Source organism: Massilia sp. H6, from assembly GCF_024802625.1.
Taxonomy (GTDB): Bacteria; Pseudomonadota; Gammaproteobacteria; order Burkholderiales; family Burkholderiaceae_D; genus Telluria.
The window spans coordinates 2,909,623-2,936,496 of the sequence record NZ_CP103371.1 but is presented as its reverse complement, the minus strand read 5'-3'; the positions used below and the strand labels follow the sequence as shown (position 1 = coordinate 2,936,496).

Annotated in this window: 21 protein-coding genes and 6 tRNA genes; 12 read left to right on the top strand and 15 right to left on the bottom strand. The window is 64.2% G+C overall.

What is annotated here, in order from left to right:
* Positions 1 to 6 precede the first annotated feature (6 nt).
* The 6 genes from NRS07_RS13090 to metG form a co-directional block, all read right to left on the bottom strand.
* Entirely contained in the window at positions 7 to 780 is a 774-nt protein-coding gene (locus tag NRS07_RS13090; protein WP_259207563.1) for a flagellar brake protein, read from the bottom strand.
* A gap of 118 nt (positions 781 to 898) precedes the next feature.
* On the bottom strand, positions 899 to 1,738 hold the full coding sequence (panC, locus tag NRS07_RS13085) for a pantoate--beta-alanine ligase (RefSeq protein ID WP_259207561.1): 840 nt from the start codon (positions 1,736 to 1,738) through the stop codon (positions 899 to 901).
* A gap of 41 nt (positions 1,739 to 1,779) precedes the next feature.
* Positions 1,780 to 2,631, bottom strand: coding sequence for a ScpA family protein (locus NRS07_RS13080; protein ID WP_259207559.1), 852 nt, complete (start codon positions 2,629 to 2,631; stop codon positions 1,780 to 1,782).
* 15 nt (positions 2,632 to 2,646) lie between these two features.
* Complete coding sequence (locus tag NRS07_RS13075) at positions 2,647 to 2,856, bottom strand: DUF3460 family protein (RefSeq protein ID WP_259207558.1); 210 nt, start codon at positions 2,854 to 2,856, stop codon at positions 2,647 to 2,649.
* 29 nt (positions 2,857 to 2,885) lie between these two features.
* Positions 2,886 to 4,208: a hypothetical protein gene (locus NRS07_RS13070; protein ID WP_259207555.1), complete on the bottom strand. Its 1,323-nt coding sequence runs from the start codon at positions 4,206 to 4,208 to the stop codon at positions 2,886 to 2,888.
* A 180-nt stretch (positions 4,209 to 4,388) separates the two neighbouring features.
* A complete protein-coding gene (gene metG, locus NRS07_RS13065) occupies positions 4,389 to 6,545 on the bottom strand; it encodes a methionine--tRNA ligase (RefSeq protein WP_259207553.1) in 2,157 nt (718 codons plus the stop codon).
* 157 nt (positions 6,546 to 6,702) lie between these two features.
* Here metG and apbC point away from each other — a divergent pair, with 157 nt between their 5' ends.
* Positions 6,703 to 7,791: an iron-sulfur cluster carrier protein ApbC gene (apbC, locus tag NRS07_RS13060; RefSeq protein ID WP_259207552.1), complete on the top strand. Its 1,089-nt coding sequence runs from the start codon at positions 6,703 to 6,705 to the stop codon at positions 7,789 to 7,791.
* Here the strand turns inward: apbC and NRS07_RS13055 are convergent.
* Positions 7,778 to 9,013 (bottom strand): MFS transporter, encoded by a 1,236-nt coding sequence (locus NRS07_RS13055; RefSeq protein ID WP_259207550.1) that lies wholly within the window; start codon positions 9,011 to 9,013, stop codon positions 7,778 to 7,780. The two genes, apbC and NRS07_RS13055, sit on opposite strands and share 14 nt — an antisense overlap.
* A gap of 209 nt (positions 9,014 to 9,222) precedes the next feature.
* Between NRS07_RS13055 and NRS07_RS13050 the strand changes: the two genes are divergently transcribed.
* The 8 genes from NRS07_RS13050 to NRS07_RS13015 all read left to right on the top strand — a co-directional run bounded on the left by NRS07_RS13050 (position 9,223) and on the right by NRS07_RS13015 (position 15,405).
* Positions 9,223 to 11,790: a bifunctional diguanylate cyclase/phosphodiesterase gene (locus tag NRS07_RS13050; RefSeq protein ID WP_259207548.1), complete on the top strand. Its 2,568-nt coding sequence runs from the start codon at positions 9,223 to 9,225 to the stop codon at positions 11,788 to 11,790.
* Between the two features lie 31 nt (positions 11,791 to 11,821).
* Complete coding sequence (locus NRS07_RS13045) at positions 11,822 to 13,234, top strand: pyridoxal phosphate-dependent aminotransferase family protein (protein ID WP_259207546.1); 1,413 nt, start codon at positions 11,822 to 11,824, stop codon at positions 13,232 to 13,234.
* 106 nt (positions 13,235 to 13,340) lie between these two features.
* Complete coding sequence (gene gltX / locus NRS07_RS13040) at positions 13,341 to 14,732, top strand: glutamate--tRNA ligase (RefSeq protein WP_259207544.1); 1,392 nt, start codon at positions 13,341 to 13,343, stop codon at positions 14,730 to 14,732.
* A gap of 61 nt (positions 14,733 to 14,793) precedes the next feature.
* Positions 14,794 to 14,869: transfer RNA gene (locus NRS07_RS13035), tRNA-Ala, on the top strand.
* 49 nt (positions 14,870 to 14,918) lie between these two features.
* Positions 14,919 to 14,994: transfer RNA gene (locus tag NRS07_RS13030), tRNA-Glu, on the top strand.
* Between the two features lie 73 nt (positions 14,995 to 15,067).
* Positions 15,068 to 15,143 (top strand) — tRNA-Ala (locus NRS07_RS13025).
* A gap of 30 nt (positions 15,144 to 15,173) precedes the next feature.
* Positions 15,174 to 15,249, top strand: a tRNA-Glu gene (locus tag NRS07_RS13020).
* A gap of 80 nt (positions 15,250 to 15,329) precedes the next feature.
* A tRNA-Glu gene (locus tag NRS07_RS13015) sits at positions 15,330 to 15,405 on the top strand.
* A 369-nt stretch (positions 15,406 to 15,774) separates the two neighbouring features.
* Here NRS07_RS13015 and NRS07_RS13010 read toward each other — a convergent pair.
* The 3 genes from NRS07_RS13010 to NRS07_RS13000 are packed head-to-tail and all read right to left on the bottom strand — an operon-like array spanning position 15,775 to position 18,988.
* Positions 15,775 to 17,730, bottom strand: a complete 1,956-nt coding sequence (locus NRS07_RS13010; RefSeq protein WP_259207542.1) for a S8 family serine peptidase — start codon at positions 17,728 to 17,730, stop codon at positions 15,775 to 15,777.
* A gap of 29 nt (positions 17,731 to 17,759) precedes the next feature.
* Positions 17,760 to 18,041, bottom strand: coding sequence for a hypothetical protein (locus tag NRS07_RS13005; protein ID WP_259207540.1), 282 nt, complete (start codon positions 18,039 to 18,041; stop codon positions 17,760 to 17,762).
* 59 nt (positions 18,042 to 18,100) lie between these two features.
* The gene (locus NRS07_RS13000) at positions 18,101 to 18,988 is read right to left on the bottom strand and encodes a hypothetical protein (protein WP_259207538.1); all 888 of its coding nucleotides are present in this window, start codon (positions 18,986 to 18,988) and stop codon (positions 18,101 to 18,103) included.
* Positions 18,989 to 19,416: 428 nt separating this feature from the next.
* Here NRS07_RS13000 and earP point away from each other — a divergent pair, with 428 nt between their 5' ends.
* From earP to NRS07_RS12985, 3 genes are all read left to right on the top strand, one after another.
* On the top strand, positions 19,417 to 20,631 hold the full coding sequence (earP, locus tag NRS07_RS12995; protein WP_259207537.1) for an elongation factor P maturation arginine rhamnosyltransferase EarP: 1,215 nt from the start codon (positions 19,417 to 19,419) through the stop codon (positions 20,629 to 20,631).
* A gap of 112 nt (positions 20,632 to 20,743) precedes the next feature.
* The gene (locus NRS07_RS12990; RefSeq protein WP_259207535.1) at positions 20,744 to 21,319 is read left to right on the top strand and encodes an elongation factor P; all 576 of its coding nucleotides are present in this window, start codon (positions 20,744 to 20,746) and stop codon (positions 21,317 to 21,319) included.
* Between the two features lie 125 nt (positions 21,320 to 21,444).
* Entirely contained in the window at positions 21,445 to 23,043 is a 1,599-nt protein-coding gene (locus NRS07_RS12985) for an amidase (RefSeq protein WP_259207533.1), read from the top strand.
* A gap of 25 nt (positions 23,044 to 23,068) precedes the next feature.
* On the opposite strand, the gene NRS07_RS12980 is transcribed toward NRS07_RS12985, so the two are convergent.
* The 5 genes from NRS07_RS12980 to NRS07_RS12960 all read right to left on the bottom strand — a co-directional run bounded on the left by NRS07_RS12980 (position 23,069) and on the right by NRS07_RS12960 (position 26,799).
* Positions 23,069 to 23,596 carry a TssQ family T6SS-associated lipoprotein gene (locus NRS07_RS12980; RefSeq protein WP_259207530.1) on the bottom strand — a complete coding sequence of 176 codons (528 nt, stop codon included), beginning with the start codon at positions 23,594 to 23,596 and terminating at the stop codon, positions 23,069 to 23,071.
* Between the two features lie 2 nt (positions 23,597 to 23,598).
* Positions 23,599 to 24,756, bottom strand: a complete 1,158-nt coding sequence (locus NRS07_RS12975) for a hypothetical protein (RefSeq protein ID WP_259207528.1) — start codon at positions 24,754 to 24,756, stop codon at positions 23,599 to 23,601.
* Positions 24,757 to 24,935: 179 nt separating this feature from the next.
* Positions 24,936 to 26,345 (bottom strand): ATP-dependent RNA helicase DbpA, encoded by a 1,410-nt coding sequence (gene dbpA / locus NRS07_RS12970; RefSeq protein WP_259207526.1) that lies wholly within the window; start codon positions 26,343 to 26,345, stop codon positions 24,936 to 24,938.
* 44 nt (positions 26,346 to 26,389) lie between these two features.
* Complete coding sequence (locus NRS07_RS12965; protein WP_259207524.1) at positions 26,390 to 26,632, bottom strand: hypothetical protein; 243 nt, start codon at positions 26,630 to 26,632, stop codon at positions 26,390 to 26,392.
* Between the two features lie 90 nt (positions 26,633 to 26,722).
* Positions 26,723 to 26,799 (bottom strand) — tRNA-Met (locus NRS07_RS12960).
* Between the last annotated feature and the right edge of the window lie 75 nt (positions 26,800 to 26,874).

Genomic DNA, 26,874 nt, shown 5'->3' with positions numbered 1-26,874 from the left:
GATGAGCTAGCGTGCCGCGGCGCGCCGCTCAACCGCCCCGCTGGTCACAAACCGCTCCAGCGTCTGTTTCATCTGCAGCGAGATGCTCGAGAAACTGCAGCCGATCTGAACCTGTTCGCCGAGCAGGAAAGTGCGGAAGGGGCGCATCAGGCGCACCTCGAGGTCGGCCGTGAGCGTCAGGTTCGGTCCCAGCTCCAGTCGCACACCCTCCAGCTTCTTGCCTACATGTAGCCCGAATACCTGCGTCGGCGTTGCCCGCAAGCCAACGCCGGTCTCCGAGAAATCGTAGAGCGGCAGGTCGAACTGCCGGCCATTGGTCCTGAATACGGCGGTGTAGTTGACGCCGACGGGCGTCTCGACGCGGCGCGCGGCGCGCCGGTTCAACACCAGGCAGGCCGGCGGGAACTCGGCCGCCACATGCATCGGCTCGCCCGGCAAGGCCTTGAATTTCTGCTCGATCTCGAATTGCAACTTGGCGTTGCCGCCCAGCGCGGCAACCAGGGTGGCCTTGCCAGCCGGCGGCAGGGCGCTGCCGGTAAAGTCGAGGACGAAATGCGGCAGTTCAGGATCAACCGAAGCTATGCGCGCGAGCAATGGTTCTACAACTCCTGCCGGCAGCACCGTGACCGCTTCTCCCGAGAGCGACAAAGTTAAAAGTGCTTCACCGATGTCGAAGGGGTCGCGCATCTCGTGCGGTTCGGCTTGGCCGCCGATGCGGCTGAGCACGTCGGACGGCTTCGGCGGGCCTTTGCGGGTCAGGTGAGGCAGGGGAGCATTCACGGCAAGTTCCTTGGTTATGCGCAGTTGTCTAGGAAACTAGTCACCGCGGCGTCAAGTATAAGGCCATCCTTCCCTTTATTGCAATTTCGCAAGCATAGATGGTGATTTGCTATGTTGCCTAGATTTCCAGGTTGTCGATCAGCCGCGTCGCGCCCAGCTTGGCTGCCGCCAGCACGACCAGCGGCGCGCCCGCATCCAGGTCGGTGGCCGAAGGTGGACGCAAGTCCATGCGCTTGCGGATCGACACGTAATCCGGGTTCCAGCCGCGTGCGGCCAAGACCTGCATTGCCTCGCGCTCGACCTCGAGCGGGTCGCGCCCACCGGCGCGCATGGTCTGGGCCACCGCGTTGAGCTGCTGGTACAGGGCCGGCGCCTCGAGACGCTCGGTACTCGAGAGGTAGCCGTTGCGCGATGACAGCGCCAGGCCATCCTCGGCACGGAAGGTTTCGGCGCCGATGATCTCGGTCGGCATGGCGAACTGGCGCGCCATGTTGCGGATGATCATCAGCTGCTGGTAATCCTTTTTGCCGAACACGGCTACCCGCGGTTGAACGCAGGAGAACAGCTTGGTCACGACGGTGCATACACCATCGAAAAAGCCCGGGCGGAATTCGCCTTCCAGCGTGTTGCCGAGGCCGTCAGGCGGACGGACCCGGTATTCCTGCGGTTCCGGGTACATGTCCTTCTCGGTCGGCGCGAACAGCACGTAGACGCCTTCGCGTTCCAGTTTCGCGACATCGTCCTGGAAGGTGCGCGGGTATTTTTCAAAATCTTCATTCGGCCCGAATTGCAGGCGGTTGACGAAGATCGAGGCGACTACGGGGTCGCCATGCCTGCGCGCCAGGCGCATCAGCGAAAGATGCCCCTCGTGCAGGTTGCCCATCGTCGGCACGAAGGCGGTGCGCAACTGGCCGCGCAACTGGTCGCGCAATTCGTCGATGGAGGAAATGATTTTCATGAGCTAGGTGCAAATTAATGCGCAAATTGAATGAACGGCGGTCACGCCGGGGAGTAAGCCAGCCGTACATAGATCGGCGCAAATGGTTCGGCTTGCGTGATTTCGATCAAGGTTTCTTTAGCCAGTTCTAGCATGGCGACAAAGTGTACAACCACAATCGGGATACCGTGCTGGCCCGCGAACAGTTCGGAGAACTCGACGAAGCGCTGCGACTGCAGGGTGCGCAGGATGGCCGACATGTGCTCGCGCACCGACAATTCCTGGCGGCTGATCCGGTGATGCTCGGTCAGCTTGGCGCGGCGCAGCACGTCGAGCCAGGCGCGTTGCAGATCCCAGGGGTCGACCTCGGGCAGGCTCGGCGCCACGCCTTGCTCGACGAACAGCTCGGGACGCACAAAATCTCGCCCTTCCTGCGGCAGCGTTCCCAGCTTCACCGCCGCCACCTTGATCTGCTCGTAGTCGAGCAGGCGCCGCACCAGCTCCGCGCGCGGGTCGCCGGCTTCTTCGACCAGGTCGTCATGGCGCTTCGGCAACAACATGCGCGACTTGATCTCGATCAGCATTGCCGCCATGAGCAGGTACTCGGCGGCCAGTTCCAGATTGTGCTCGCGGATCTGCTCGACATATTTCAGGTATTGCAGGGTGAGCTGCGCCATCGGGATGTCGAGGATATTGAAGTTCTGTTTGCGAATCAGGTAGAGCAGCAGGTCGAGCGGGCCTTCGAAGGCGTCCAGGAAGACCTCGAGCGCGTCCGGCGGAATGTACAGGTCGGTTGGCATGCGCGCCATCGGCTCGCCATACAGGCGGGCGACGGCGGCCTCGGGCAGCGCATCATGCGCCCCGGGATCGACTGGCAGCACCAGTGCCTGCGGCTCGGCCTGCTCGGGCAGCATGGGGTGTCCCCGGCTTCAGACCTTGTTCTGGTACGGGTAAGCGTTCTGGCGCAGCTGCGACTTGCGGGCGCGCTCCTGTTCGTCCAGCGACAGCGGCGCCTTGTCCCACAGCAGCGAACGGCCTTCCAGCTGGCGCGTTTCCATGCCAGGAGTCTGGGCCTTGAGTTCGCGGATGAAGCGGGTATGCTCGGATTCGTAGAGCGTGTGTTTTTTCGAGAAGATCATAGTTGCCTGAAGAGAAAGAGGTGACGACGTCAAGCCGGCTGGTGCAGTTCGTTGAGCTGGCGCGCGATGATGTCGTGGTTGAGCCACAGGACCGGGGCGATTCTTTCCGACGCGCCGTAGAACATCAGCGGGCCGGCGCCTTCCAGCACCAATGCGGACAAGTGGTCGGTAATCAAGGCTTTCTTGTCCTTGTGCAGCGCCGTGATTGCTTCCGAGGTGCCGATCATGACGTCGGCCAGTGCCGGCGTGTTGTCCATCGGCCAGGCCTGAAAGTCGCGGAACTCGGCGCTGGTGCTGTCGTTGTTGTAGCGCTCGATGGTGTCGAGCAGCGATTCCAGCGAGGTCTCGTCGCCCAGCAGATCCTGGCAGATCTGCCATTGCTGGTCGGCCCAGGCGCCGCCGCCTTCCTTCTTCAGCGCCTTCAGCAAAGGGAACAGCGAAAGTTCGACGCCGACGAAAATATCGGAAGAATTGGTGCGGATTTCGGGGCAATTAAACACCGTGGCCCAGATGCCGCGGTTCCAGGCGCTCTGGGCTACCGACTCGAGCCGCATCTTGGCATAGCCCTGGGTATAGTTGGTATAGGTCTGCCACTGGTACTTGCCATCGATCAGGATCTCGGTCCCGTGGTAGCCGTAGGCGGTGTAGCGCACTTCGCCGCCAGCCTGGGTCACCCGCTCGCGGATCGCCGCTGAGGCATCGATCAGGTAGTTGAGCGTGTTGGCCGTGACTTCGTCGAAGTTCATCAGGATCAGCTTGCCCAGATCGCTCTCGAGCAGCGCGCGCGAGGACATGAAGCGCTCGCCGCGGCCTTTATAGATGCGGTTGGCGATCGCCAGGAAAGCCTTGATTTTTGGGATGCCGCCGGCCATGGTGTGGGCAAAGAAGACATTCGCCCCTTGCGGTACCAGCTTGTCGATCTCTTGCATGACGATGGCTGCCGAGCGCGTGAATCGTGCCACGCCGGCGGCGCGGCAGGCCTCGATCTTGTCCCAGTCCAGCTTGTCTTCTTGCCAGCTCTTGAGGGTGATCTTGGCCAGCATCTCGGTCGGATTCTGCTCGCCTTCCGGAGCGTCCATGTCGAAACCGGCCATCATCGGCACGTTGATGATATGGCCACCGAGCTTCTCTTCCGCTTCCGCCAGCTCTGCCGCGTCCAGCGCGCGCAGCGCGCCGGTCTCGTCGCGGCGGCCAACGGTGATGCCGACGATGGTCATGCCGGCGGCGCGCGCCTCGTCGATCAGGCCATTCACGTAGCCGCGCCCGAACAGTTCGCCAAACAGGACGAACACATCGCCTTTGCGGAACACGTTGGTGTGCGGAATGTGGCGGAGAGGGGTCAGTTCAGTCATTTTATTATCTACCTGTCTTGTATGGTCTGAAGGAAGGCACTAAGCGCATGTTTCAGAAAAACACGCCATTATAACGCTGGGGAGGGGTGTGGGAATCGATTTGGGGGAGCAAGGAGGCAGGGCTGCAGGCGGCCAACCAGGGTTCCTGCGCAGGCGGGAACCCCGTTACCATGCGTTCCGTTACCGAATCCGCATCCCCGGCGTCGCCCCCGCCATCGGGTCGAGCAGGTACAGCCCAGGATTGGCCTTTTCATCCGACGCCGAGGCACACAGCACCATGCCTTCCGAGACGCCGAACTTCATTTTGCGCGGGGCCAGGTTAGCGACCATGACAGTGAGCTTGCCGACCAGCTCTTCAGGATTGTAGGCCGACTTGATGCCCGAAAACACGTTGCGATGGCGGCCTTCGCCCACGTCCAGCGTCAGGCGCAGCAGCTTGCCAGCGCCTTCGACGTGTTCACAGTTGACGATGCGTGCCACACGCAGGTCGACCTTCAGAAAGTCGTCGATCGAGATTTCAGGGGCCAGCGGCTCGATGTCGCCGGACGTCCCCGCGCCAGCTGGTACAGGGGCGTCGGCCGCGACCGCAGCGGGCATGCTGGCTACTGCCGCAGCGGCTACCGGCTTGTCGAACAGGTTCTCGACCATCTTGGCGTCGACGCGCTGCATCAGGTGGCTATAGGTACCGATGCTGCGGCCCAGCATGGTCTCGTAGACGGCCGCGCCATGGGTATCGAACCAGGCCAGTTCGCCGTCGCCCAGGAATTCGCTCACGCGCGCGGCGACCTGCGGCAGCACCGGCGCGAGCATGATGGTCAGCTGACGGAACAGGATCAGCGCGGTGGTGCAGACGTCATGGAGTTCGGCCAGCTTGCTCTCGTCCTTGGCCAGCAGCCACGGTTTGTGCTCATCGACGTACTGGTTGACGACGTCAGTGATTTCCATGATCTCGCGCAGCGCGCGGCCATAGTCGCGTGCTTCGAAGCTGGCCGCGATGCTGGCCTGGCGCTCGGCGCCGTCGGCCATCAGGGCCTTGCAGATCCAGCCCTTGGCTGAATCGGACAGCGAATCGGCCAGCTTGCCGTCGAATTTCTTGGCAATGAAACCGGCGCAGCGGCTGGCAATGTTGACGTACTTGCCGATCAGGTCGCTATTGACGCGGGCAACGAAGTCGTCGCCGTTGAAGTCGAGGTCTTCGACCTTGGCATTGAGCTTGAAGGCCAGGTAATAGCGCAGCCATTCCGGGTTCATGCCCAGTTCCAGGTAACGCAGCGGCGAAATGCCGGTGCCGCGCGACTTGGACATCTTTTCGTTGTTGACGGTCAGGTGACCGTGCACCGCGACCTTCAGACCGTCGATGATCGGATGGCCAGAAAAATTCAGCATCGCCGGCCAGAACAGCAGGTGGAAAGAGACAATGTCCTTGCCGATGAAGTGCACCTGTTCGGCCTGCGGATCGTTCAGGAAAGCATCGAGATCGAGACCTTGCTTGTCGAAATAATTCTTCAGCGAAGCCAGGTAGCCGACCGGCGCATCCAGCCACACGTAAAAGAATTTGCCTGGGGCATCCGGAATCGGGATGCCGAAATACGGGGCGTCACGGGAAATGTCCCAGTCGGCCAGCTTTTCGCCGGACTCGCCCAGCCATTCCGAGACCTTGTTGACCATTTCCGGCTGCAGGCGGCCCGGGGTGTTGAGCCACTCTTTCAGGAACGTGAAGCAGCGCGGGTCGGACAGCTTGAAGAAATACTGTTCCGAGGGCTTGAGCACCGGGGTCGAGCCGGTGAAGACCGAGAACGGATTGATCAGTTCAGTTGGCTGGTAGGCGGCGCCACAGACTTCGCAGTTGTCGCCGTACTGGTCCTTGGCGTGGCAGGTCGGGCATTCGCCCTTGATGTTGCGGTCGGCCAGGAACATGCCCTTGACCGGATCGTAGAAGCGGTCGACGGTCTTGGTAACGATCAGGCCGGCATCGCGCAGCTTGCGGTAGATGCCTTGCGAGAGTTCGACATTTTCCGGCGAATCGGTGGAATACCAGTTGTCGAAGGTGATATGGAAGCCATCGAGGTACTGGGCGCGGCCGGCGGCGATCTTGGCGACGAATTCCTGTGGCGTGATGCCTTCTTTTTCGGCCGCGATCATGATCGGCGTGCCGTGGGTGTCGTCGGCGCAGACAAAATGGACCTGGCGCCGCTGACCGCTGAGCGCATCGCCATCGCGCTGCATTCGCTGGAACCGGACCCAGATGTCGGCCTGGATGTATTCCATCATGTGACCGATATGGAAGGCAGCGTTAGCGTAGGGCAGGGCGGTGGTGACGAACAGCTTGCGGGTCATGGTCGAAGCGCTTCAGGTTTATGGAAAGAAGCATTTTACCAGCGGATGGCCCCTCCCGCGCAGGGGGTATTCCCGCTTGTGCCGTTCCTGCAAGGATGGCGCAGGGGGCATCCTTGCATTTTGCGCTACACTTCGGGCCATCACATTGGAGAAATACATGAGCATTTCAGAGAACGAGATCAAGGCGGCATTGTCGACGGTGGTCGATCCGAATACCGGAAAAGATGTTGTTTCCTCCCGGTCGGTCAAGAACATCCAGGTCAGCGGCGCCGATGTTGCGTTCGATATCGAGCTGGGCTATCCGGCAGCCAGCCAATTTGGCGCCATCCGCGCCAGCGCCACCGCGGCGCTCAAGGCGCTGCCGGGCATTGGTAACATCAGCGCAAGGGTGTATAGCAAAATCCTGTCGCACGCGGTCCAGCGTGGCCTGAAGGTCATGCCGAACGTCAAGAACATCATCGCCGTCGCCTCGGGCAAGGGCGGGGTCGGCAAGTCGACCACCGCCGTCAACCTGGCGCTGGCGCTCGCCGCCGAGGGCGCCAGCGTCGGTATTCTCGACGCCGATATCTATGGCCCCTCGCAGCCGATGATGCTCGGGGTCAGCGGACGCCCTGAAAGCGCGGATGGCAAGACCATGGAACCGCTGGAGAACCACGGCGTACAGGTCTCGTCGATCGGCTTCATGATCGACCCGGACGAGCCGATGGTCTGGCGCGGCCCGATGGTGACCGGCGCGCTCCAGCAACTGCTGGAGCAGACCAACTGGCGCGACCTCGACTACCTGATCGTGGACATGCCGCCGGGCACCGGCGACATCCAGCTGACGCTGTCGCAGAAGGTGCCGGTCACCGGCGCCGTGATCGTTACCACGCCCCAGGACATCGCGCTGCTCGACGCGCGCAAGGGCCTGAAGATGTTCGAGAAGGTCGGCATCCCGATCATTGGCGTGGTCGAGAACATGAGTACCCATATCTGCTCGAACTGCGGCCATACCGAGGCGATTTTCGGCCAGGGTGGCGGCGAGAAGATGTGCCGCGATTTCGGCGTGGACTTCCTTGGCGCGCTGCCGCTGACGCTGTCGATCCGCGAACAGACCGACGCCGGCCGCCCGACCGTGGTTGCCGACCCGGACGGCGCGGTCGCCGAGATCTACAAGCAGATCGCACGCAAGGTCGCCATCAAGGTGGCCGAAAAGGCCAAGGACATGACCAGCAAGTTCCCGAGCATCGTGGTCAGGAACGATTGACCGCGCCGGGGCAATCCAACTCGCGCCCCACCACCATCGCCATGCGGCTCCAGCGTCGCATGGCAAGCGCCGCGCATGCTGCCAGCGCAGCGCCAACCAGAAAGACCAGGCGCAGGTCGACCAGTGCCAGTAGCGCACCAACGAGCGCCATCACGATATTTGCCAGGCAGAAGGTGGTGGAGAGTAGCCCCATGACGGCGCCGTGGCCGTGGCCGGCGAACTGTTCGGCGGCCCAGCCCTGCAGCGTTGCATTGTAGTAGGCATGCGGCAGGCCGAACACGATAATGGCGGCAACGCCGATCCACAGGTTGCCCAAGCCTGGGCTCAGAATCGCCAGCGCCGCAGCGCCGGCCTGGATGCTGGCCCGATGGCGCGCGTCGCGCGGGCTGGCGCGGCCGGCAAATAACGCGGCGCAGGTCATCAGCAAGCACATGCCCATGTTGACGAGCGCGATGCCGGCAGCGTCGCGCTTGCCCACTTCAACCAGCCACAGCGGGAAATATTCGTAAAAGACAGCCACGCCGCAGGCATAGAAGAAGTGAATGGCAAACAGCGTTCGCAGCGCATCATGGCGCAGCAGGGTGAAGACGTGATGGCGGGTAGCGAGGGTCCACCAGTGGTGGGTCTGCGCGCGTCCCGATTCCCTGGCAAGGGCCGGCACCGCCAGCATGGTGCCGAGCAGCAGTCCGCCAGCGGCAATGTAGAACGGCAGGGCCAGGCTATGGCGCGCGCTCAGCGCCGCCAGCAGCGGACCGATCAGCCACCCCAGATTGAAAGCGCCATTCACCCACGACAGGGCATGCTTGCGCAGCGCACCGTCAAGGCGTTCGGCCAGCACGGCCCGCAAGATGGCGCCGTTTCCTTCCAGCAGACCGGTCACGAAACGGGCCCCGACCAGGAGCGGATAGGATTCGATCAGCAGCGAATAAGCCGTTAGCAAGTGGCCCAGGGCGGCGCCGATGGCTGTCAGCAGCAGCATGCGGCGTCGGCCGAGGCTGTCGGATATCGGGCCCAGCACCGCGCTGCCCAGCAGCAAGCCAAGCGGGTTGACCATCACCGCAATGCCGAACAGGAGCGTCGGTGGCAGTTCCAGGAAGCCATTGAGTCCGTTGACGGCGCCGCCCGTGAATAGTGGCGGCAGCAGCGGATAAGCCAGCGAGGCGCCGGTCGTGGAGAGCAGTGCAAGCAGGCAGGTACTGCCGATTAACAAACTGTGTTGCATGAAGACTCCCGGGTGGACCCCGCCATGCTAGGAAAGCGGCGCAGACAAGTAAATACGTTTGCCAAATTAACCCTCCTTGCATATCCCGGCGCGTGGTGGCATCCCCGGGATTGTCGCCGTGCAATCACGCGACTTTCTGTTTGAAAATAAAGTTCGTCGATATTTCCGTGCCTACACTCGATAAGTAGAGCCTGGCGCATGGGAGTGCGATGACCGACAACAGCAGACAGCAGTGGCGCCGGCGCTACCTCGACGCCGCCCACCTGTTCGTACCACTGGAGTTGCGCCAGGATGCGGCGCTGCTTGCGCGTGCCGAGAATGTCGTCAACGCGGCGCTGATGGCGGCCATCGCCGGCCCCGGGTATGCGCTGGCTTACTGGCTGTTGGGCTTGAAACTGGCGGCATTCGAAATCCTGGCGTGCTGCTTCATGATGTTGATGGCGCCGCCGGTGCTGTGCCTGAGCGGCAGTATCCGGGCGGCGCGTACATTATTCCTGTGCGCGCTGTTTTTCAATTTCACCTTGCTGACATGGCAACTTGGCGGCATCCACGCTCCGACCGCGAGCTGGCTGGTGACGGTGCCGGTGGTGGCGATGTTCCTCGGCGGCGTAGCCAGCGGCGTGTTCTGGCTGGCGCTCAGTTGCGCTGCCGGCGGCGCCATCTGGGCCGCGCAGGCTGGCGCAATAGCGCTGCCACCGACGCCGCCGGTCGACATGCAGCTGCTGCACCTGATCTCGAACCTGGGCTTGTATGCCGTGGTGCTGGTGTTCGTGCTGTTGTTCGAGCTGACCAAGACCGAAGGTTTCGTCAAGCTGCAGCGCGCCCTCTCGACCATCAACGAACTGGCGATCCGCGACGAGCTTACCGGCAGCCATAACCGCCGCTTCTTGCTCGGCCTGATCGAGCGCGAAAAGGAGCGCAGCGACCGCAGCGGGCGCCCATTCTGCCTCTGCCTGTTCGACATCGACTTTTTCAAGCGCATCAACGACACCTATGGCCATGCGGCAGGCGACGTCGTGCTGCGCAGCTTCGCCCAGACGGTGCAGGGTCAGATCCGCGGCACGGATACCTTCGGACGTTATGGCGGCGAAGAGTTTCTACTGATGCTGCCTGAGACCCCGGCGCCAGACGCAGTGGTGATGGCCGAACGCATTCGCAAGGCGGTCGATGCCATGCGCTGCATGGTGGGGAGCGCCGATGCCACCGGCGCCGGCATCACGCTGACGGTGTCGGCCGGCGTGGCCGAGTACCGGCCGGGCGAAGCGGCGGCGCAGGCCGTCGGGCGCGCTGACGAAGCCCTGTACGGGGCCAAGTCGCGCGGGCGTAATCAGGTGCGGTGCCATGGCGGCGATGAGCGCATGCCGGTGGCGCCGGTGGTGCCGGCAGGGCGCGAGCAGGGTGAGGCAGGCGGCGCTACCCCCGCACGTGTGCTTCGTCTGCATGGGCGCGCCCAAAGCGACCAGCTTACCGGAGCGCTCAACCGCAGTTTGTTGTGTGAGCGCCTGCGCCACGCCATGGGCCGCGCCAAGCGCGATCGCCGCTTGATCGCGCTACTGCTTGTGAAGATCACGCGTTTCAAGGAAATCAACGATGAACTGGGCTACGAAGCGGGCAATGCGCTGCTGACCCAGGCCGGCGCTGCCATCCGGCGTTGCCTGCGTGACTCCGACTCGGTAACGCGCTGGGGTGGCGACGAATTCATCGCGCTGGTGGAAGACCTGGAGTTCGAATCGGATGCGGGTAGCGTGGCCGGCAAGATCATCGAGCGTTTCGGGCGGGCGCTACCGGTGGCGGGACGCGACTGCTTCGTCACGCTGGCAATTGGCGTGGCGCTGTATCCAGCGCAGGACTGCGACCTGGATACGCTCATCAAGCGCGCCGACATCGCCATGCGCCGCGCCAGGAGCAGGGGCGAAAACAGCGTGCAGATGTACACGGGCCAAACGGCGCAGCCTCCGAGCGAGCGGGCGGCGCTGACAAGCGACCTGCGCGACGCCTTGGCGCAAGGTCAGCTGTTCCTCGAATACCAGCCGCAGGTCGACCTGGCGGACCGGCGCATAGTCGGCGTCGAGGCGCTGCTGCGCTGGCAGCATCCGGTCTACGGGCGCATCGAGCCTGGGCGCTTCATTGCGCTGGCCGAGGAAACCGGCATGATCGTGCCGATCGGCGAATGGGCGCTACGCACTGCCTGCCTGCAAAACCGCGCCTGGTGCGCGGCTGGACTGCCGCAAATCAAGACCGCGGTCAATCTCTCCGCGCGCCAGCTCAAGGAATCCGGCCTGGCGGCGCGCGTGCTGGCGATTCTGCGCGAAACCGGCATGCCGGCCAGTTGCCTCGATTTGGAAATTACCGAGGGCATGCTGATCGAAGACCTGGCCGGTAACTGCGCGCTGATGCGCAGCTTGCGCCAGGCCGGCGTGATCGTGTCGATCGACGACTTCGGCACCGGCTATTCGAGCCTGAACTACTTGTCCGAGCTGCCGGTCGATATTCTCAAGATGGACGGGCTGTTCGTGCGCCGCCTCGGCGCTACGGGCGCAGCAGCAGCGGGTCGCGCACGCTCGTACGCGATTGCCGAAGCCATCATCTCGATGGCGCACCGGCTGCACTTGACGGTCATCGCCGAAGCGCTCGAGACGCCCGAGCAGCTGTCCGACCTGTGCGCGATGGGCTGCGATGCGGCCCAGGGCTACCTGTTTGCCCGGCCGCTGCCGGCTGGCGAAGTCGCGGCCCTGCTCGCGCGCCAGGGCAAGGTGGCGCCCTTGGTGCCCGCATGAAGTCAATGATCATCAGACCCCGGAGCTTGCCGTGCATATTACAACGACCCGTGAAACACGCTGCGCAAACGCGGCCGCGCCGCTACCGCCGGCACTCGACCCTGTAGACCCTGTAAAAATGTCGGCACTGCCGGCGCGCGCTTGCTCGGAAGCGCTGAGCGGTAGCGCGGCGCTGTACCGTCAGCCACGCGGGGCGGACCTGCTGCGCCGCTCCGCCCCGCTCGAAGCCTGGTGCGCGCTGCGCATCCGGCACGGCCTCTGGCCGTATTGCCGCACGCTCGAGGGCCCGCCGACTGCACAGGCGATGGTCGCGGGCGACGGCGGGCCCGCGGCGCACGGCATTAATTTCGCGTCCCAGGACTACCTGTCGCTGGCCGCGCACCCGGCCGTGCGCGATGCGGCCGTGCGCACCTTGCTCGAGTGCGGACCGCATAGCGCCGGCTCGGCTAGCTTGCTGGTCAATAGCCGCCATTCGCAGGCCCTTGAGTGCGCCTTGGGCGAGCTGCTGCGCTGCCAGCATGTGGTGCTGTTCCCGACCGGCTGGGATGCCGCTTTCGGCGCCATAACCGCACTGGTGCACGGCGCCGACCATGTCGTGATCGACGCCCTGGCGCATGCTGCGCTACGCCAGGGCGCGGCGGCAGCTACCCGCAAGGTCGCAGCCTACCGCCACCTCGACTGCGACCACGTAAGAGAACTGCTGGCCGGTATCCGCGCGGTGGATACCACCGGCGCCATTCTGGTGGTCACCGAAGGGCTGTTCGGCATGGATGCCGACAGCCCCGACCTGCCGTTGATGCAATACCTGTGCCGCGCGTATGGCGCTACGCTGCTGGTCGACGTGGCACACGACCTTGGGGCGATGGGGCCGGGCGGCGGCGGCGTGATCGCCGCCCAGGGCATGCAGGGCAAGATCGACCTGGTGATGGGTACGTTCTCCAAGACCTTTGCGTCCGATGGCGGCTTCGTCGCCTGCGCGCAGCAGGGCGTGCGGCGCCAGTTGCAGCTGTTCGCGGGGCCTGACATGTGTTCGAGTGCCCTGTCTCCGGTGCAGGCGGCGACGGTGCTCGCATGCCTGCGCATCGTCGCCAGCGCCGAGGGCGACGCGCTGCGCGCCGAATTGCTGCGCAATGCCGTGGAATTGCGCGCGCTGCTCGCTGGCGAGGGGGTCGCATGCATGGGCGAGCCCGCGCCGATCGTCCCGGTATGGACTGGCCTGGAGTCGGCCACGCGGATTGCCGGCATGCTGCTGGCGCGCGAACAGGTGTTTGTCAACCCGATCGAATTTCCCGGCGTGCCGCTGGGGGCGGCGCGGCTGCGCTTGCAGCTGATGGCGCGCCACACGCCGGGACAGATTCGGCGCGGGGCGCGCCTGCTGGTAGCGGCGGTGCAGCGTGCGGGGGCCGCGCCCTGGCCCGAACGGCGCCGCATGCATCCGGTCTGAAGCGCGGGGCGGGGTGGGGTGGGGAGCGGATGGATACGCAGCACTGCGGGGGCGCGCCGGTGGCGCCGGGGTAAAATAGCCGCTTTACCTTTTACGCGCCTTCGCCATGACCGTCCGCACCCGCTTCGCCCCCAGCCCGACCGGCTTCCTTCACCTTGGCGGCGCCCGCACCGCGCTGTATTCCTGGGCCTACGCCCGTCACTTCGGCGGCACCTTTATCCTGCGCATCGAAGACACCGATCTCGAGCGATCGACCCCGGAAGCGGTACAGGCGATCCTGGACGGCATGCAGTGGCTCGGCCTGGAGCACGACGAAGGCCCGTTCTACCAGATGCAGCGCATGGACCGCTACCGCGAGGTCGTCAAGACCATGCTGGAGCAGGGTAGCGCCTACCTGTGCTATTGCTCGCCCGACGAAGTCGAGGCCATGCGCGAGCGCATGCGCGCCAGCGGCGACAAGCCGCGCTACGACGGCACCTGGCGTCCGGAGCCGGGCAAGACGCTGCCGAGCGTGCCCGATGGCGTGCTGCCGGTGGTGCGCTTCAAGAACCCGGAAGGCGGAGAAGTCACCTGGGTTGACGTGGTCAAGGGCCCGATCACCATCGCCAACAAGGAACTCGACGACCTCGTCATTGCGCGTCCGGACGGCACCCCGACCTATAACTTCTGTGTCGCGGTGGACGACTGGGACATGAAGATCACCCATGTGCTGCGTGGCGACGACCACGTGAACAACACGCCGCGCCAGATCAACATCCTGCGCGCCCTGGGAGCCGAGCTGCCGCAGTACGGCCACCTGCCGATGATCCTCGGCGCCGATGGCCAGAAGCTGTCGAAGCGCCACGGCGCGGTCAGCGTCATGGAATATCCGGAGCAGGGCTATTTGCCAGAAGCGATGCTGAACTACCTGGCGCGCCTGGGCTGGAGCCATGGCGACGACGAGATCTTCTCGATGCAGCAGTTCACCGAATGGTTCAACCTGGAGCACCTGACCGCATCGGCGGCCCAGTTCAATCCGGAAAAGCTGGCGTGGCTGAACAACCATTACATCAAGCTGGCCGACAACGAGCGCCTGGCCACCCTGGTGCGCCCGGTGCTCGAACGCGAAGGCGCGCGCTTCGAGGGCGCGCCGGCGCTGCCGGGCGTGCTGGCGCTGGTAAAAGACCGTGTCCATACCATCAATGAGCTGGCCGACGCCTCGATGCTGTTCTACCGCGATCCGCAGCCGGATCCGGCCCTGCTGGCCCAGCACCTGAACGATGCGGTGCGGCCGGCCCTGGCGGCATTCGCCGAGCGCTGCCAGGACGTCGAGTGGAACAAGGCGGCGCTGGCGGCCATGCTCAAGGAAGTGCTGGGCGCCCACGGCCTGAAGATGCCGCTGATCGCCATGCCGCTGCGCCTGCTCGTAACCGGCCAGTTGCAGACCCCGGCCATCGACGCGGTGCTGGAGCTGTTCGGACGCGATGTGGTCATGGCGCGCGTCGCGAAATATTTGTAGGCAAAAAGGGTATTTGCGTAATGCAAGAACCCCCGCTATAATGCTCGCACTTCAGCACTGCGGGGGTATAGCTCAGCTGGGAGAGCGCTTGCATGGCATGCAAGAGGTCAGCGGTTCGATCCCGCTTACCTCCACCAACTCTGAAGTGCAGTAAAGTAGTGTAGCAAGGCAGTTAGGTAGTTCCAGGTCCCCATCGTCTAGAGGCCTAGGACATCACCCTTTCACGGTGAGTACCGGGGTTCGAATCCCCGTGGGGACGCCAGGATTCTGGCAGCGTGCAACCAGCGGCGCGCATTGGTAGAAGTCGTTGCAGTATGGTAGAATGTTGTTCCTTGGGGGGTATAGCTCAGCTGGGAGAGCGCTTGCATGGCATGCAAGAGGTCAGCGGTTCGATCCCGCTTACCTCCACCAAGTACCAGAATAAAGTTGTAGCAGTCCAGGGTCCCCATCGTCTAGAGGCCTAGGACATCACCCTTTCACGGTGAGTACCGGGGTTCGAATCCCCGTGGGGACGCCAAGAATTTGGTAGTCAGGCCGGCGCTGATGGTATCGTGCAGCAGTGGCAGATAGTAAAGTTAGCAGTAAGTACAGTGTTAGGTCCCCATCGTCTAGAGGCCTAGGACATCACCCTTTCACGGTGAGTACCGGGGTTCGAATCCCCGTGGGGACGCCAGTTAAGACCGGAGCAAACCAACGCGCATGCGCGGATAGGTGCTCCGGTTTTTTATTGGCCAAATGGTTTGCCGGGGCGTTGCGCCCGAGGCAGTGGCGCTCAGCGCATGCAAGCCCCGCAGACCCCGCATTCCCCGCAGACCCTGCAGTCTGCTCCGGTATCCTGATCTGCCTTCGTCGTTTTTCTCTTCTGTTTTTCTCTTTTGTTTTTCCCTTTCGGCTCTCCCCGCGTCGGGTTGTCGTCGTTTTGTCGTCGATTTTCGGCGATCGCGACAGTGGTAGCGTACGCGTGCACGTTATGAGGCGTCGTCGCAGACAGGCTTAGCTACGCGATGGAGCCTGCCCGCAATCACTGAGGTCAAGCGCGGCTTCACCATCCCGATGGACGCATGCCTCCCATCGGCATCCCGAACGGGAAGCCTGCCGTTCCGGCTGCTTGCTGAGCGGCATAAGCCTGGGAATGCTGGCCACCATCGATCATGGCGCCGGGTAGCATCCCAGGGATCATTCCATAGCTTGGAGTGGGTATCTGCCAATTGCCCACCTGCTGACCCGCCGCCGGCGACAGGCCGAGTGCCACCAGCGCATCGGGCATGCCGTAGCCGATGCGCGACGGGTCGGACAGCGTCAGCGGCCTTGCGCTGAGTCGCATGATCTGGAACAGGCGCTCAACCCGTTCCGCCGAGCGCGCGCGCAGCATCTGGAAATCGGCCCGGTGTGCCAGCACCAGGGCTGCCAGGCCGGTGACATGGGGCGCCGCCATCGAGGTGCCGTCCCAGGCCGCGAAATTATTCGGCGGAACAGACGAAACGATCCCGACGCCTGGGGCGCAGACATCGATTTGCGGTCCAAAGCAACTGAAGCGCGCAGTGAAATAGCCCTGCGCGTCGATGTCGGAACCCACGGTCTCGGTATGGTAGCTGTCATACGGAAATTCATCGATCTTGCCGATGGCGGCCACCGCCAGTACATGCGGCGACGCGGCCGGGTACTGTACCGGACCACTGGAATTACCCGATGCAGCGATGCACGCGACGCCAGCTCCCTTGGCGCGCACGATCTGGCGCTCGAGCGCTTCGGATGGCGCGCCACCGCCCAGGCTAAGATTGACGACATCGATCTGATTCTCGATGCAATACTCGAGCGCATCGATCAGCTGGCTGATCTGACCGCCGGGGAACAGCTTGCACACGTGGATTTCCGCGTCTGGCGCGAAGCCGCGGATGCCCCAGGTCGGATCTCCGGCGGCAATCACGCCGGCGCAGTGCGAGCCGTGGCCGAGCGTATCGGTGTTCCAGGTCGTGCGGTCGGTCGCCTTGTTGATCACGTCGAAGCCAGCCCGGATGTGCTTGAGGTTGCCGTGGGCGGTGGCGGCACCGGAATCGATCACGGCGATCTTGATGCCCATGCCGCCGTATTGTGGCGGCACCAAGTCGAGGCGCATGGCACGCGCGCCCCAGCCGAGCGTGCTCTGGCGTGGCAGGTTCTGCAGGGCCGGCCAGTCGGCCAGCGCCCGCAACATGACCACGTTCGGTTCGGCCAGGCTGATCTCGGGGTCGCGCTGGTAGAAGCTCCAGTAGTCGGCACGCGGCTTGACGTACAGGCCGCTGATCATGTGCGGGTCGTCGCCGTACAGCAGCAGGCGGACGGTGCCATCCGGTCCGCTGGTGCCGGTGCTCGGCAGGACGCCACCGAACAGCGAGACCTCGGCCTCGGCCAGGGGCGCGCCATCCTTGCCCAGCACGGTAATGGCGACCTCTGCCGTCGGGCCGCTGTAGGGTGTGAGCGAGCTGACCAGGTCGGGCCGTTGCAGCATTGGGTCGAGCAGTTGCAGGTGCTGGTCGCGTTCGACGAGTAGCCGGCCCTGGCCGCGCTGCAGCAATTCGCCGGCCTTGCGGTCGGTCATGCGCGCGACCAGCACGCCTTCAGCCACGGCGCCATTGCCGGCACCACCGAGGCTGGCCAAGCCTATGCCCGAAGAGGTGGCGCCGCTGGGTGCGCCCACGGTATCGACGATATCGATGTCACCCAGGCCCTGCAGGGCCTGCTGTACCGACGACAGGCTGGGTGCCGGTTCCATCGCGGCAGTTGCCATGGACCGGGCCAGCGGGCCCAGCGCGGCCAGCGCGAGCGGGGCCATGAATCCGGCGCCTGCAGGCGAGCTACGCGGGGCTACCAGGTATTTTTTTTTGCGTTCGACGACGGCGCGTCCGCTGATCGCATCGCGCGCGCGCGCGCCAGCGGAATCGTCGGATCGGGAATGCTTCTCGTTGCCATCGGGCTGACCCGGCTGTTCGCCTGTTCCGCCCTGGGGAGTTTTTGGCATAGTGTTTCCTTCTGACCGCTAAGGACCCGCTAGTCGAACAGCGACAGGGGCTGGTCCGGTTCGATCGTTAACTGGTTATAGGAGCGTTGCCGGATCTGCTCGGCGGTATCGGGATCGGTCTCGACCACGACGGTATGCGGCGGCCCGGCGCTCGGCCCGATGGTGTCGACCAGGCGTATGGCGGGATAGGCGCCGAGGCTGTCGATGAATGCGTGGAGCGCCGCCGTGTCGGCAGCGGCCCTTACGATATAGCGGCCGACGGTGCGACCCGGCGCGTGGCCTGGGGGTGGTTCGACTGTGGAACTCGGCATGGGCAGCTCCTCGGTAATACGCCTTCCGCGAACGGAAGGCGCCATGGGAAGATGAAGGCTTAATGCACGGTTTGCTGAGCCCCGAACTGCGCCTGCTGGGCATAGGCTGACCATGGGTCAACCGAGAATGGCAACATGCCGCCGATCTGGCCAGCCATGCCGCCGATCGTACTGCCCAGGCTCTGGTTGCCCAACTGGCCGCCGATAAAGCCACCAACCGGTTGCGCGACCCGCTTGATCATGTTGCCAATCCAGCCTTGCGGGGCCATCTGGCCCTGCTGCTGCTCGGATGCCAGTTGTTGCTGCAGCATCGCCTGCTGTTGCTGGACCTGCTGCAGGATTTGCTGCAATTGCTGCTGCTGGGCCTGTAGTTGCTGCAACTGCTGCACGATCGGATGCTGGTTCTGGCCGCCCTGGGCATCGGCACCGAAAGGAAGCAGGCCGCCCAGCCCGGACAGGGCGGCGCCAGCGATGTTGCCCAGTGTCGAATTTCCACTCAGGTTGCCGATCAGGCCACCGGCTGGTCGGCCGTACTGGCTGAACAGATTGCCGACGAAGCCTTGTGGTGCCATTTGGCCCTGCTGCGATGGCTGCTGCTGCTGCTGCTGCAAATGCTGCTGTTGTTGCTGTTGCTGTTGTTGCTGTTGCTGTTGCTGCTGTTGCAGCTGTTGCAGTTGCTGCAGCTGCTGCAGTTGCTGCAGTTGTTGCTGTAGTTGCTGCTGCTGTCCGCCAAACGCGGTGCCGGTCGCATCCATTCCGAACGGCAGCAGGCCCCCGCCGATACCGCCGGCCATTTCGCCGATGCGGCTACCCATGCCGGGATTGCCGAAAATGCCACCGATGCCCTTGCCGATCATGCCGCCCAGCGGGGCTCCGAGCATCCCGCCCAGGAAACCCTGGGGAGCCATCTGCTGCTGGCCGAGACCGTACTGTTGGTATTCGTTCATGTTCAACTCCTTTTGTGAATAAGCCGCCATAGCCGGGTTGACATTGGCTGCACAGGCAGGCCAGACGTCGGCGCCCTGACGCACCTGGCGCGGACGGCTGCTCGCATGGACATCCGCATACTGGAAAGGGCAGTGCACGAATGAAGGGCAGGGCCCCGGTTTAGTGGCCCCGGGCGCCTTGCGGATAGGCGTTGGACTGAACGGGCATGCTGAAGTTTGGGCCCTGAGCGGCGCAATTCCCCACATTGCGCCGCCGCTTGTGTTGGCGCAAACAAGCCGCGATGCACGGTTGTAAATGACTGGGAATGTTGATTCACATGGCGCCCAGGCAGGCGGGCAGGCACAGTCGCGGGCAGCTTTGCGGCGCTAAAACGAGCCAGTGAATTCAGTTAAAATGTCGGGCTTTCCCGCATCCACCTCCCGCCCGTATGAGCCCGCCTGCATCGTCAACCCTGCCTACTGCCTTGCCTTCCGCGCCGACCCTGGCGCTATTTTGCAAGGTCGTCGACAACTTCGGCGATATCGGCATCTGCTGGCGCCTGGCGCGCCAGCTCGCGCGCGAACACGGCGTGCGCGTCACGCTGTGGGTGGACGATTTGCGCAGCTTCCGCCGCATCTGCCCGCCGGTCGACGTGGACGCGGGCGAGCAGGACCTGGCAGGCGTGCTGGTACGCCATTGGCACGGCCAGGAGGGAGCATTCGTCCCGAACGAGGTGGCGGACATCGTGGTCGAATTCTTCGCCGTCGACCTGCCGCCGGGCTATGTCGCGGCAATGGCGCAGCGCAGCCCACGGCCAATCTGGTTCAATCTCGAAGGCTTGAGCGCGGAGCAGTGGGTGGAGGGCTGCCACCGCTTGCCGTCGATGCATCCGCGCCTGAAGCTGACCAAACATTTCTTCTTTCCCGGCTTTACCGCCCGGACCGGTGGCCTGCTGCATGAAGCCGGGCTCGACGCTGAGCGGGCCGCCTTCCAGGGCGACCGCAGCGAGGTGGCAGGCTTCCTGGCCGGCTTCGGTGTGGAAGCGCCCGAACTGGACGCGCTGAAGGTGTCGCTGTTTTGCTATCCGCACGCACCGGTCGCGGGCCTGCTGCAGGCCTGGGCCGAAGGAGCCGAACCGGTCACTTGCCTGGTTCCGGAAGGCGTCGCTGCCGACGCGGTGGCTGCATTCCTGGGTGGCGAATCAGGGTCGGCGCCGGTGGCCGGCGCTTCTGCGACGCATGGGGCGCTGACGCTGCGGGTACTGCCTTTCGTCCCCCAGGATGACTACGACCGCCTGCTCTGGGCCTGTGACCTGAACTTCGTGCGCGGCGAGGATTCCTTCGTGCGGGCGCAATGGGCAGACCGTCCTTTCATATGGCACATTTATCCGCAAGAAGAAAACCTGCATCACAAGAAGCTGCGTGCCTTCCTCGGACGCTATGCCGGCGGCCTCGACGCGCTCGCCGATTTCTCGCTCGGGTGGAATGGCGCGGTGCCGGTCGCGTCGATGCCGCAGGCCTGGTGCGCCTTGCGCGCCACACTATCGCAGGTCGCAGCCCACGCCGGAGATTGGCGCCGCCAGGTGCAGGCACCGGGCGATCTGGCGACGAACTTGCTGGATTTTGCCGCAGCACTGAAATTAGCCCAGGAAAATCCGGTATAATGCGCGGTTAGTCTGTAACGAATTACTCACGATCAAATGTCGGCCCCAAAGCTGCTTCGCTCCCTGGCCACTACTGGTTTAATGCAACTTACTTTTTTCACGCAAAACTACTATGAAATCCGCTAAAGAAATTCGTGTTGGCAACATCATTATGGTCGACGACAAGCCATTCATCGTGCTGCGTTCGGACGTGAACGGTTCGAGCCGCACGGGCTTTACGTACAAGTGGAAGATGAAGAATCTGCTCACCAATGCCCCGCTTGAAAACGTGTTCCGCGGCGACGACAAGTTCGACGTGGTCGTGCTGGACAAGAAGCCGGTCACCTATTCGTACTTCGCCGATCCGTTGTACGTGTTCATGGACGCCGATTACGAACAGTTCGAAATCGAAGAAGAGAACCTGGGCGACGCACTGCACTACCTGAAAGACGGCATGGAATGCGAAGCCGTGTTCTATGATGGCAAGGCGATTTCGGTCGAACTGCCGACAACCATTGCACGCCAGGTCATCTACTCGGAGCCGGCAGTCAAGGGCAATACCTCGGGCAACGTCCTGAAAGAAGCCAAGATCGAAAACGCGATCGAAGCCCACCAGCACATTGTCATGGTGCCGCTGTTCGTGAGCCAGGACGACGTCATCGAGATCGACACCCGCACCAACGAATACAAGCGCGTGGTTCGCAACTAAGCTGACGGCTTTCAAGAAAATGCTGCCTTCGGGCAGCTTTTTTTTTGGCCCTGCATGCGCGCCTTGCGTCCACTGTCGCACGGCACTGATATTCTATTGCTTTCAAAAAAACAATAGGAGACGCGATGGACCGCAGGGATTTCGTACGGCTCGGCGTGGCGGCCGGGGCAGGGGCAGGCGTCGCCACCGTTGCCGGCAATGCACAGGCGAAAGCACATGCCCACGACGCCATCCTCGATGCCGGGGTTCGCGAGCAGCAAGCCGCCATGGCCTCCGGGCGCTTGACTTCCAGGTCGCTGGTGGCAGGCTACCAGGCGCGCATCGCGGCGATCGATCGGGCCGGCCCGCGCCTGAATGCGGTGATCGAGTCCAATCCGGATGCCTTGACGATTGCGGCCGACATGGACCGCGAACGCGCCGCCGGCCAGCTGCGCGGACCGCTGCATGGCATTGCGGTGCTAGTCAAGGACAACATCGCAACCGGCGACCGCATGAGCACGAGTGCCGGCTCGCTCGCGCTCGACGGCGTGCGCGCCACCAGGGATGCGCATATTGCCGCCCAGCTGCGCAAGGCCGGCGCGGTCATTATCGGCAAGACCAACCTGTCGGAGTGGGCCAACATGCGCTCGACCAGGTCGGTCAGCGGCTGGAGCGGCCGCGGGGGGCAGACCCGCAATCCCCATGCCCTCGACCGCAATACCAGCGGCTCGAGTTCCGGCTCCGCCGCCGCCGCCGCCGCGGGCCTGGCGACCCTGACGGTGGGCACCGAAACCGATGGCTCGATCGTGTCGCCGTCTTCCGTGTGCGGCATCGTCGGCCTGAAACCGACGCTGGGCCTGCTCAGCCGCAGTGGCATCATTCCGATCGCCCACTCGCAAGATACCGCCGGACCGATGACGCGCAGCGTGACCGATGCGGCGCTGTTGCTCGCTGCGCTGGCCGGGTTCGATCCTGCCGATCCGGCGACCCTGGAAGCCCGGGGACGCAGCAGCGACTATGCCGCGGCGCTGCGCAAGGATGGGCTCAAGGGCAGGCGCATCGGCATTGCGCGCAACTTCTTCGGCCGCCATGACGCGGTTGATGCGATCATCGAACGCGAACTCGACGTGCTGCGTGCCCAGGGCGCCCAGCTGGTAGAGGTGACAGTGCCGAACACCGACAAGTATGGCGAAAGCGAACTGGAAGTGCTGCTGACCGAATTCAAGCCGGGCCTGGCGGCCTGGCTGGCACAATACGCACCGCACGCGCCGGTAAAGAACATGGCGGACGTGATCGCCTTCAACCACCAGCATGCGGCCCGGGAGATGCCGCATTTCAAGCAGGAGCACTTGCTCGCCTCGCAGGCCACGCCTGGACTCGATGCGCGCGAATACCGCGCAGCCCTTGCCAACGACCTGCGCTATGCGCGCGACGAAGGCATCGACCAGGTGCTGAAGGAGCACCGGCTCGATGCGCTGGTGGCCCCTACCGGCGGCCCGGCCTGGCTCACCGACTACATCAATGGCGACCATTACACAGGCAGCTTCTCGACGCCGGCGGCAGTGGCGGGCTATCCGCATATCACCGTACCGGCCGGCTTCACGCGCGGTTTGCCGGTCGGGATCAGCTTCGTGGGCGCGGCCTGGAGCGAGGCGGCCTTGCTCGGCATGGCCTATGCCTACGAACAGGCCTCGCAGCGCCGGCGCGCGCCGACCTTCCCGGCCAGTATCCAGCTCCAGTCCTAGGCGGCTGGCGCGGCCCCGTTCCGGCTCAGCGTCCTGCGCCCTGTTTCGCCCGGGTAAATTCCGGCCCCCACAACGGGTGGCCATGTTCGCCGGGAGCGAGGTCGAACGAGGGATCGATGCGCAAGGCACGCTCGAAGGCCTGGCGGCATGGCGCAGGACGGCCGGTGACGCAGTAGCTGAAGGCGGTGTACTTGAGGGCGTTGACGCGATTGCGTGCCGAGCCGCCGTCCATGTCGCCCGAGTCCAGGCGCTTGATGGCGGCGTTGAACTCGCCATCGTTGTAGAGGCCGATTCCTTCGCGCAGCGCGTTGTCGTCGCGATCCGGCGCCGGCCGCGCCGCGCGCGCTGCCGGGCGCTCGGCGCGTTCCTTGCGGTCATTGCGCTCGGCGCGGTCGCTGCGTGCACGCGAGCGTTCTTCCACGCGTGTCTGCGCGCGGCCTGGGTCGGGGGCGCCCATCAACGCGTTCAGTTCCGCGCATCCACCCAGCGTCAGCAGGGCGAGCAGCGCACCGGCGCGCAGGCCAATGCAAGAGATGTGCAATCGGGTTCCCATGGTCACTCGCTATCCTCTTCGGTAAAGTCCAGTTCGATAATCGCCGAGCCGCCCTTGACCGCATTCACCGTCACGATATGCTCGGGGAAATTGGGGTTGGCGATACGGATGGTGTGCTGGCCCGGCGCCAGCGAGATCCGCTTGAGCGGCGGGCTGGCGCCGAAACTGGTGCCATTGACCTCGATCATGCCCCACGGCTTGATCAGTAACTTGTAGGTGGCTCCACCTGCAGCGGCTGCCTGGCGCTGGCGCGCAGACTGAACGTCGGCCCGCACTAGCGGAGTCACCGTGCCCGGTGCTGCTGGCAGCTGCTCTGGTTCGCCATTGGGCTGGAGTGCCGGAGCCGGTGCGGCCAGGACCAGCGCGGGCGGCGCTGCCGGTGAGACTGCTTGCGCTGGCGCTGGCTGCACAGGCTGCGGCAAGGCCAGCGTGAGCGTATCGCTCGTGTCGGCCTGTCGCAGCAGGGCGAACAGGGCGCCGAGCGCCAGTAGCAGCGCCGCTGCCGCCGCGGCCAGCAGCGGCCAGCGTCGCTGCAGCGCAGGCGCTGGAACTGCTAAAGCTGCAGGCTCGGGCTCGGGCTCGGGCTCTGGGGTTGGCGTTTGCGCAGGTTCATGGAGGTGCGCTACCTGGGGTTCGGCAACGGGCGCCACCGGTTGCGCAGACGCGGCCTGGAAAGCTTCGAATGATTGTGCCGGTACCGCCGGGCCCAGCGGGACGATACCCAGCAGATTGCGCAGCTGCTCGATGTCCTGGGGGCGCTGTTGCGGATCGGGGGACAGGCAGCGGTCGATGGCGGCGATAAACGACTCGCTGTACCCGTCCGGCGCGCTGCCCAGCAGCGGCGGCGCGGGCAGGGTTTCCTTGGTGATTGCGAAGAACACGACGGCGGCAAGGTCGTGCATGTCGTCGGCTTCGGACCACGGCGCATCCGTCTCCGGTGCGGGCGCCAGCATGGGGTCGCCGGACTCGAGGATGAGGACGGTATCCGGGCTGATGGGGCGGTGCGGCATCTGCATCGCATATTGAAATTCGAGCGATTGCAGGATCTGACGGAACACGCGGCGGCACCAGGGCTCGTTGACGAGTTCATGGTCGGACTCGACGATCTCGCGCACGGTGCGGCCGTCGGTCTGTGCTTGGGATAAGGGTAAACTGGTCATCTTGGCATGGAGCCTTGCCACGCCGCAGAAGAGCGCCGTGTCTTGGCCCGGTATTTGTATTTTGACAAATCATGCCAGATTTGCCCCGGATCCGTGACGCGCCGGGCCAACCGTGCGGGGCTGTTACAACTCGGTTACAACTCAGCTATAAGTTAACTGCCACGCGGCAGCACCCATGCTCAGACTTCCAGGAAGCGCATCTTGAAATAACGTCCCTTGATCACGCCGAATTCTGGCCCCGGCGCGCTCCGGTCGTTCAACTTCGCGACGGCGGCATGCGCAGCGTGGCGCTCGAGCGCGACATAGCTGGAAAACTCGGTGACATTGATCTTGCCGACCTGTTCTTTGCTCAGTCCGGCGTCTCCGGTCAGGGCGCCCAGAATGTCGCCCGGACGCAGCTTGGCCTTCTTGCCACCGCTGATGCACAGCGTCACCATCGGCGCTGGCGCCGCCGGTTCCAGCTGCTCGCCAAGCGCGTCGAGGCGGTGCCATTCGACGCTGATCTTCTGGTACTCCTCGACCAGGCGCACCCATTTCTTTTCGTTCGGGGCGCACAGGCTCAAGGCCAGGCCGGTTTCGCCGGCGCGCCCGGTGCGGCCGATCCGGTGCACGTGGACTTCCGGATCCTTTGAAATGTCGGCATTGATCACGACGTCGAGGTTGGCGATGTCGAGGCCGCGCGCGGCGACGTCGGTGGCCACCAGCACCGAGCAGCTGCGGTTGGCAAACAGCACCAGGATTTCATCGCGCTCCTGCTGCTCCAGCTCGCCATACAGGGCCAGTGCCGACACGCCGGCGGCGCGCAGGGTCTCGGCCAGCTCGCGGCAATGGACCTTGGTGTTGCAAAAGGCGAGCGCGGACACCGGCTGGAAGTGCTTGAGCAAGCGCGCCACCGCATCGTCGCGGCCGTCGAAGCCGACTTCATAGAAGCGCTGCTCGATCTGGCCGGCGCTGTGCTGGCTTTCGGCGGCAACTTCGAGTGGGTCGCGCAGGAATTTCGCGGTGGCGTAGCGAATGTCGTCCGGATAGGTTGCCGAAAACAGCAGTGTCTGGCGGCGTTCGGGGCAGGCGCTGACGATGCCCGCGATCTCGTCGTAGAAGCCCATGTCGGTCATGCGGTCGGCCTCGTCGAGCACCAGGGTCTGGACATGCGACAGGTCGAGCGTGTGGCGTCCCAGGTGGTCGCGCAGGCGGCCCGGCGTGCCGACCACGATGTGGGCGCCATGCTCGAGCGAGGCGATCTGCGGGCGCATCGCCACGCCGCCGGTCAGGGTCAGGATCTTGATATTGCCGACTCCGCGTGCCAGCCGGCGCAGCTCGTTGGCGACCTGGTCCGCCAACTCGCGGGTCGGGCACAGCACCAATCCCTGGATGGCGAACCAGGCGGGATTAAGCTTGTGCAGCAGCCCGATGCCAAAGGCGGCGGTCTTGCCGCTGCCGGTCTTGGCCTGGGCAATCAGGTCGCGCCCCTCGAGCACCGGCGGCAGGCAGGCGGCCTGGATCGGCGTCATCCCGTGATAGCCCAGGCTGGCGAGGTTGGCAAGAAAGCGCGGCGCGAGCGGCAGCGAGGTGAATGGTTGCGTGGTCATGGGGAGTCCAGCCAGGGTTGGCTAAAAAGTGGCCGGCGAGCGCACTACGGGGAGGTGGGCGCCCACACCGGCAGGCCGGTCAGGTCGAGGTTATCGTCGCGGCGCCAGGCAGGCAGGCCGGACGTGTCGGTTTCTTCCAGCAGGCCGAGTAAATCCAGCTGCTCCTGCTTCAGGCAAGCGCGGCGCGGCCGGGGAGTGGCACGCTGCGGTTCGACAACGGATGCGGGCGGGTCGACCGGCTCGAAGCCCGGCAGATCGATCGTCGCGTTGTCTTTCTTGTCTCTCATCAGCTTTTACTACGCGGCTTTTCCCGCGCTGCTTTTCCTGCCTCAGAAAACAAAAGCCCGGCTGCAAGAGTCGGGCTTTTGTACTGTATTTGGTTGCGGGGACAGGATTTGAACCTGTGACCTTCGGGTTATGAGCCCGACGAGCTGCCAGACTGCTCCACCCCGCGGAACAGATTATAGCGCAGCTTGATCCGGGGTGCAAACATTCGATGTGCTCCATGTGCAAAACCCAAGGACAGGAA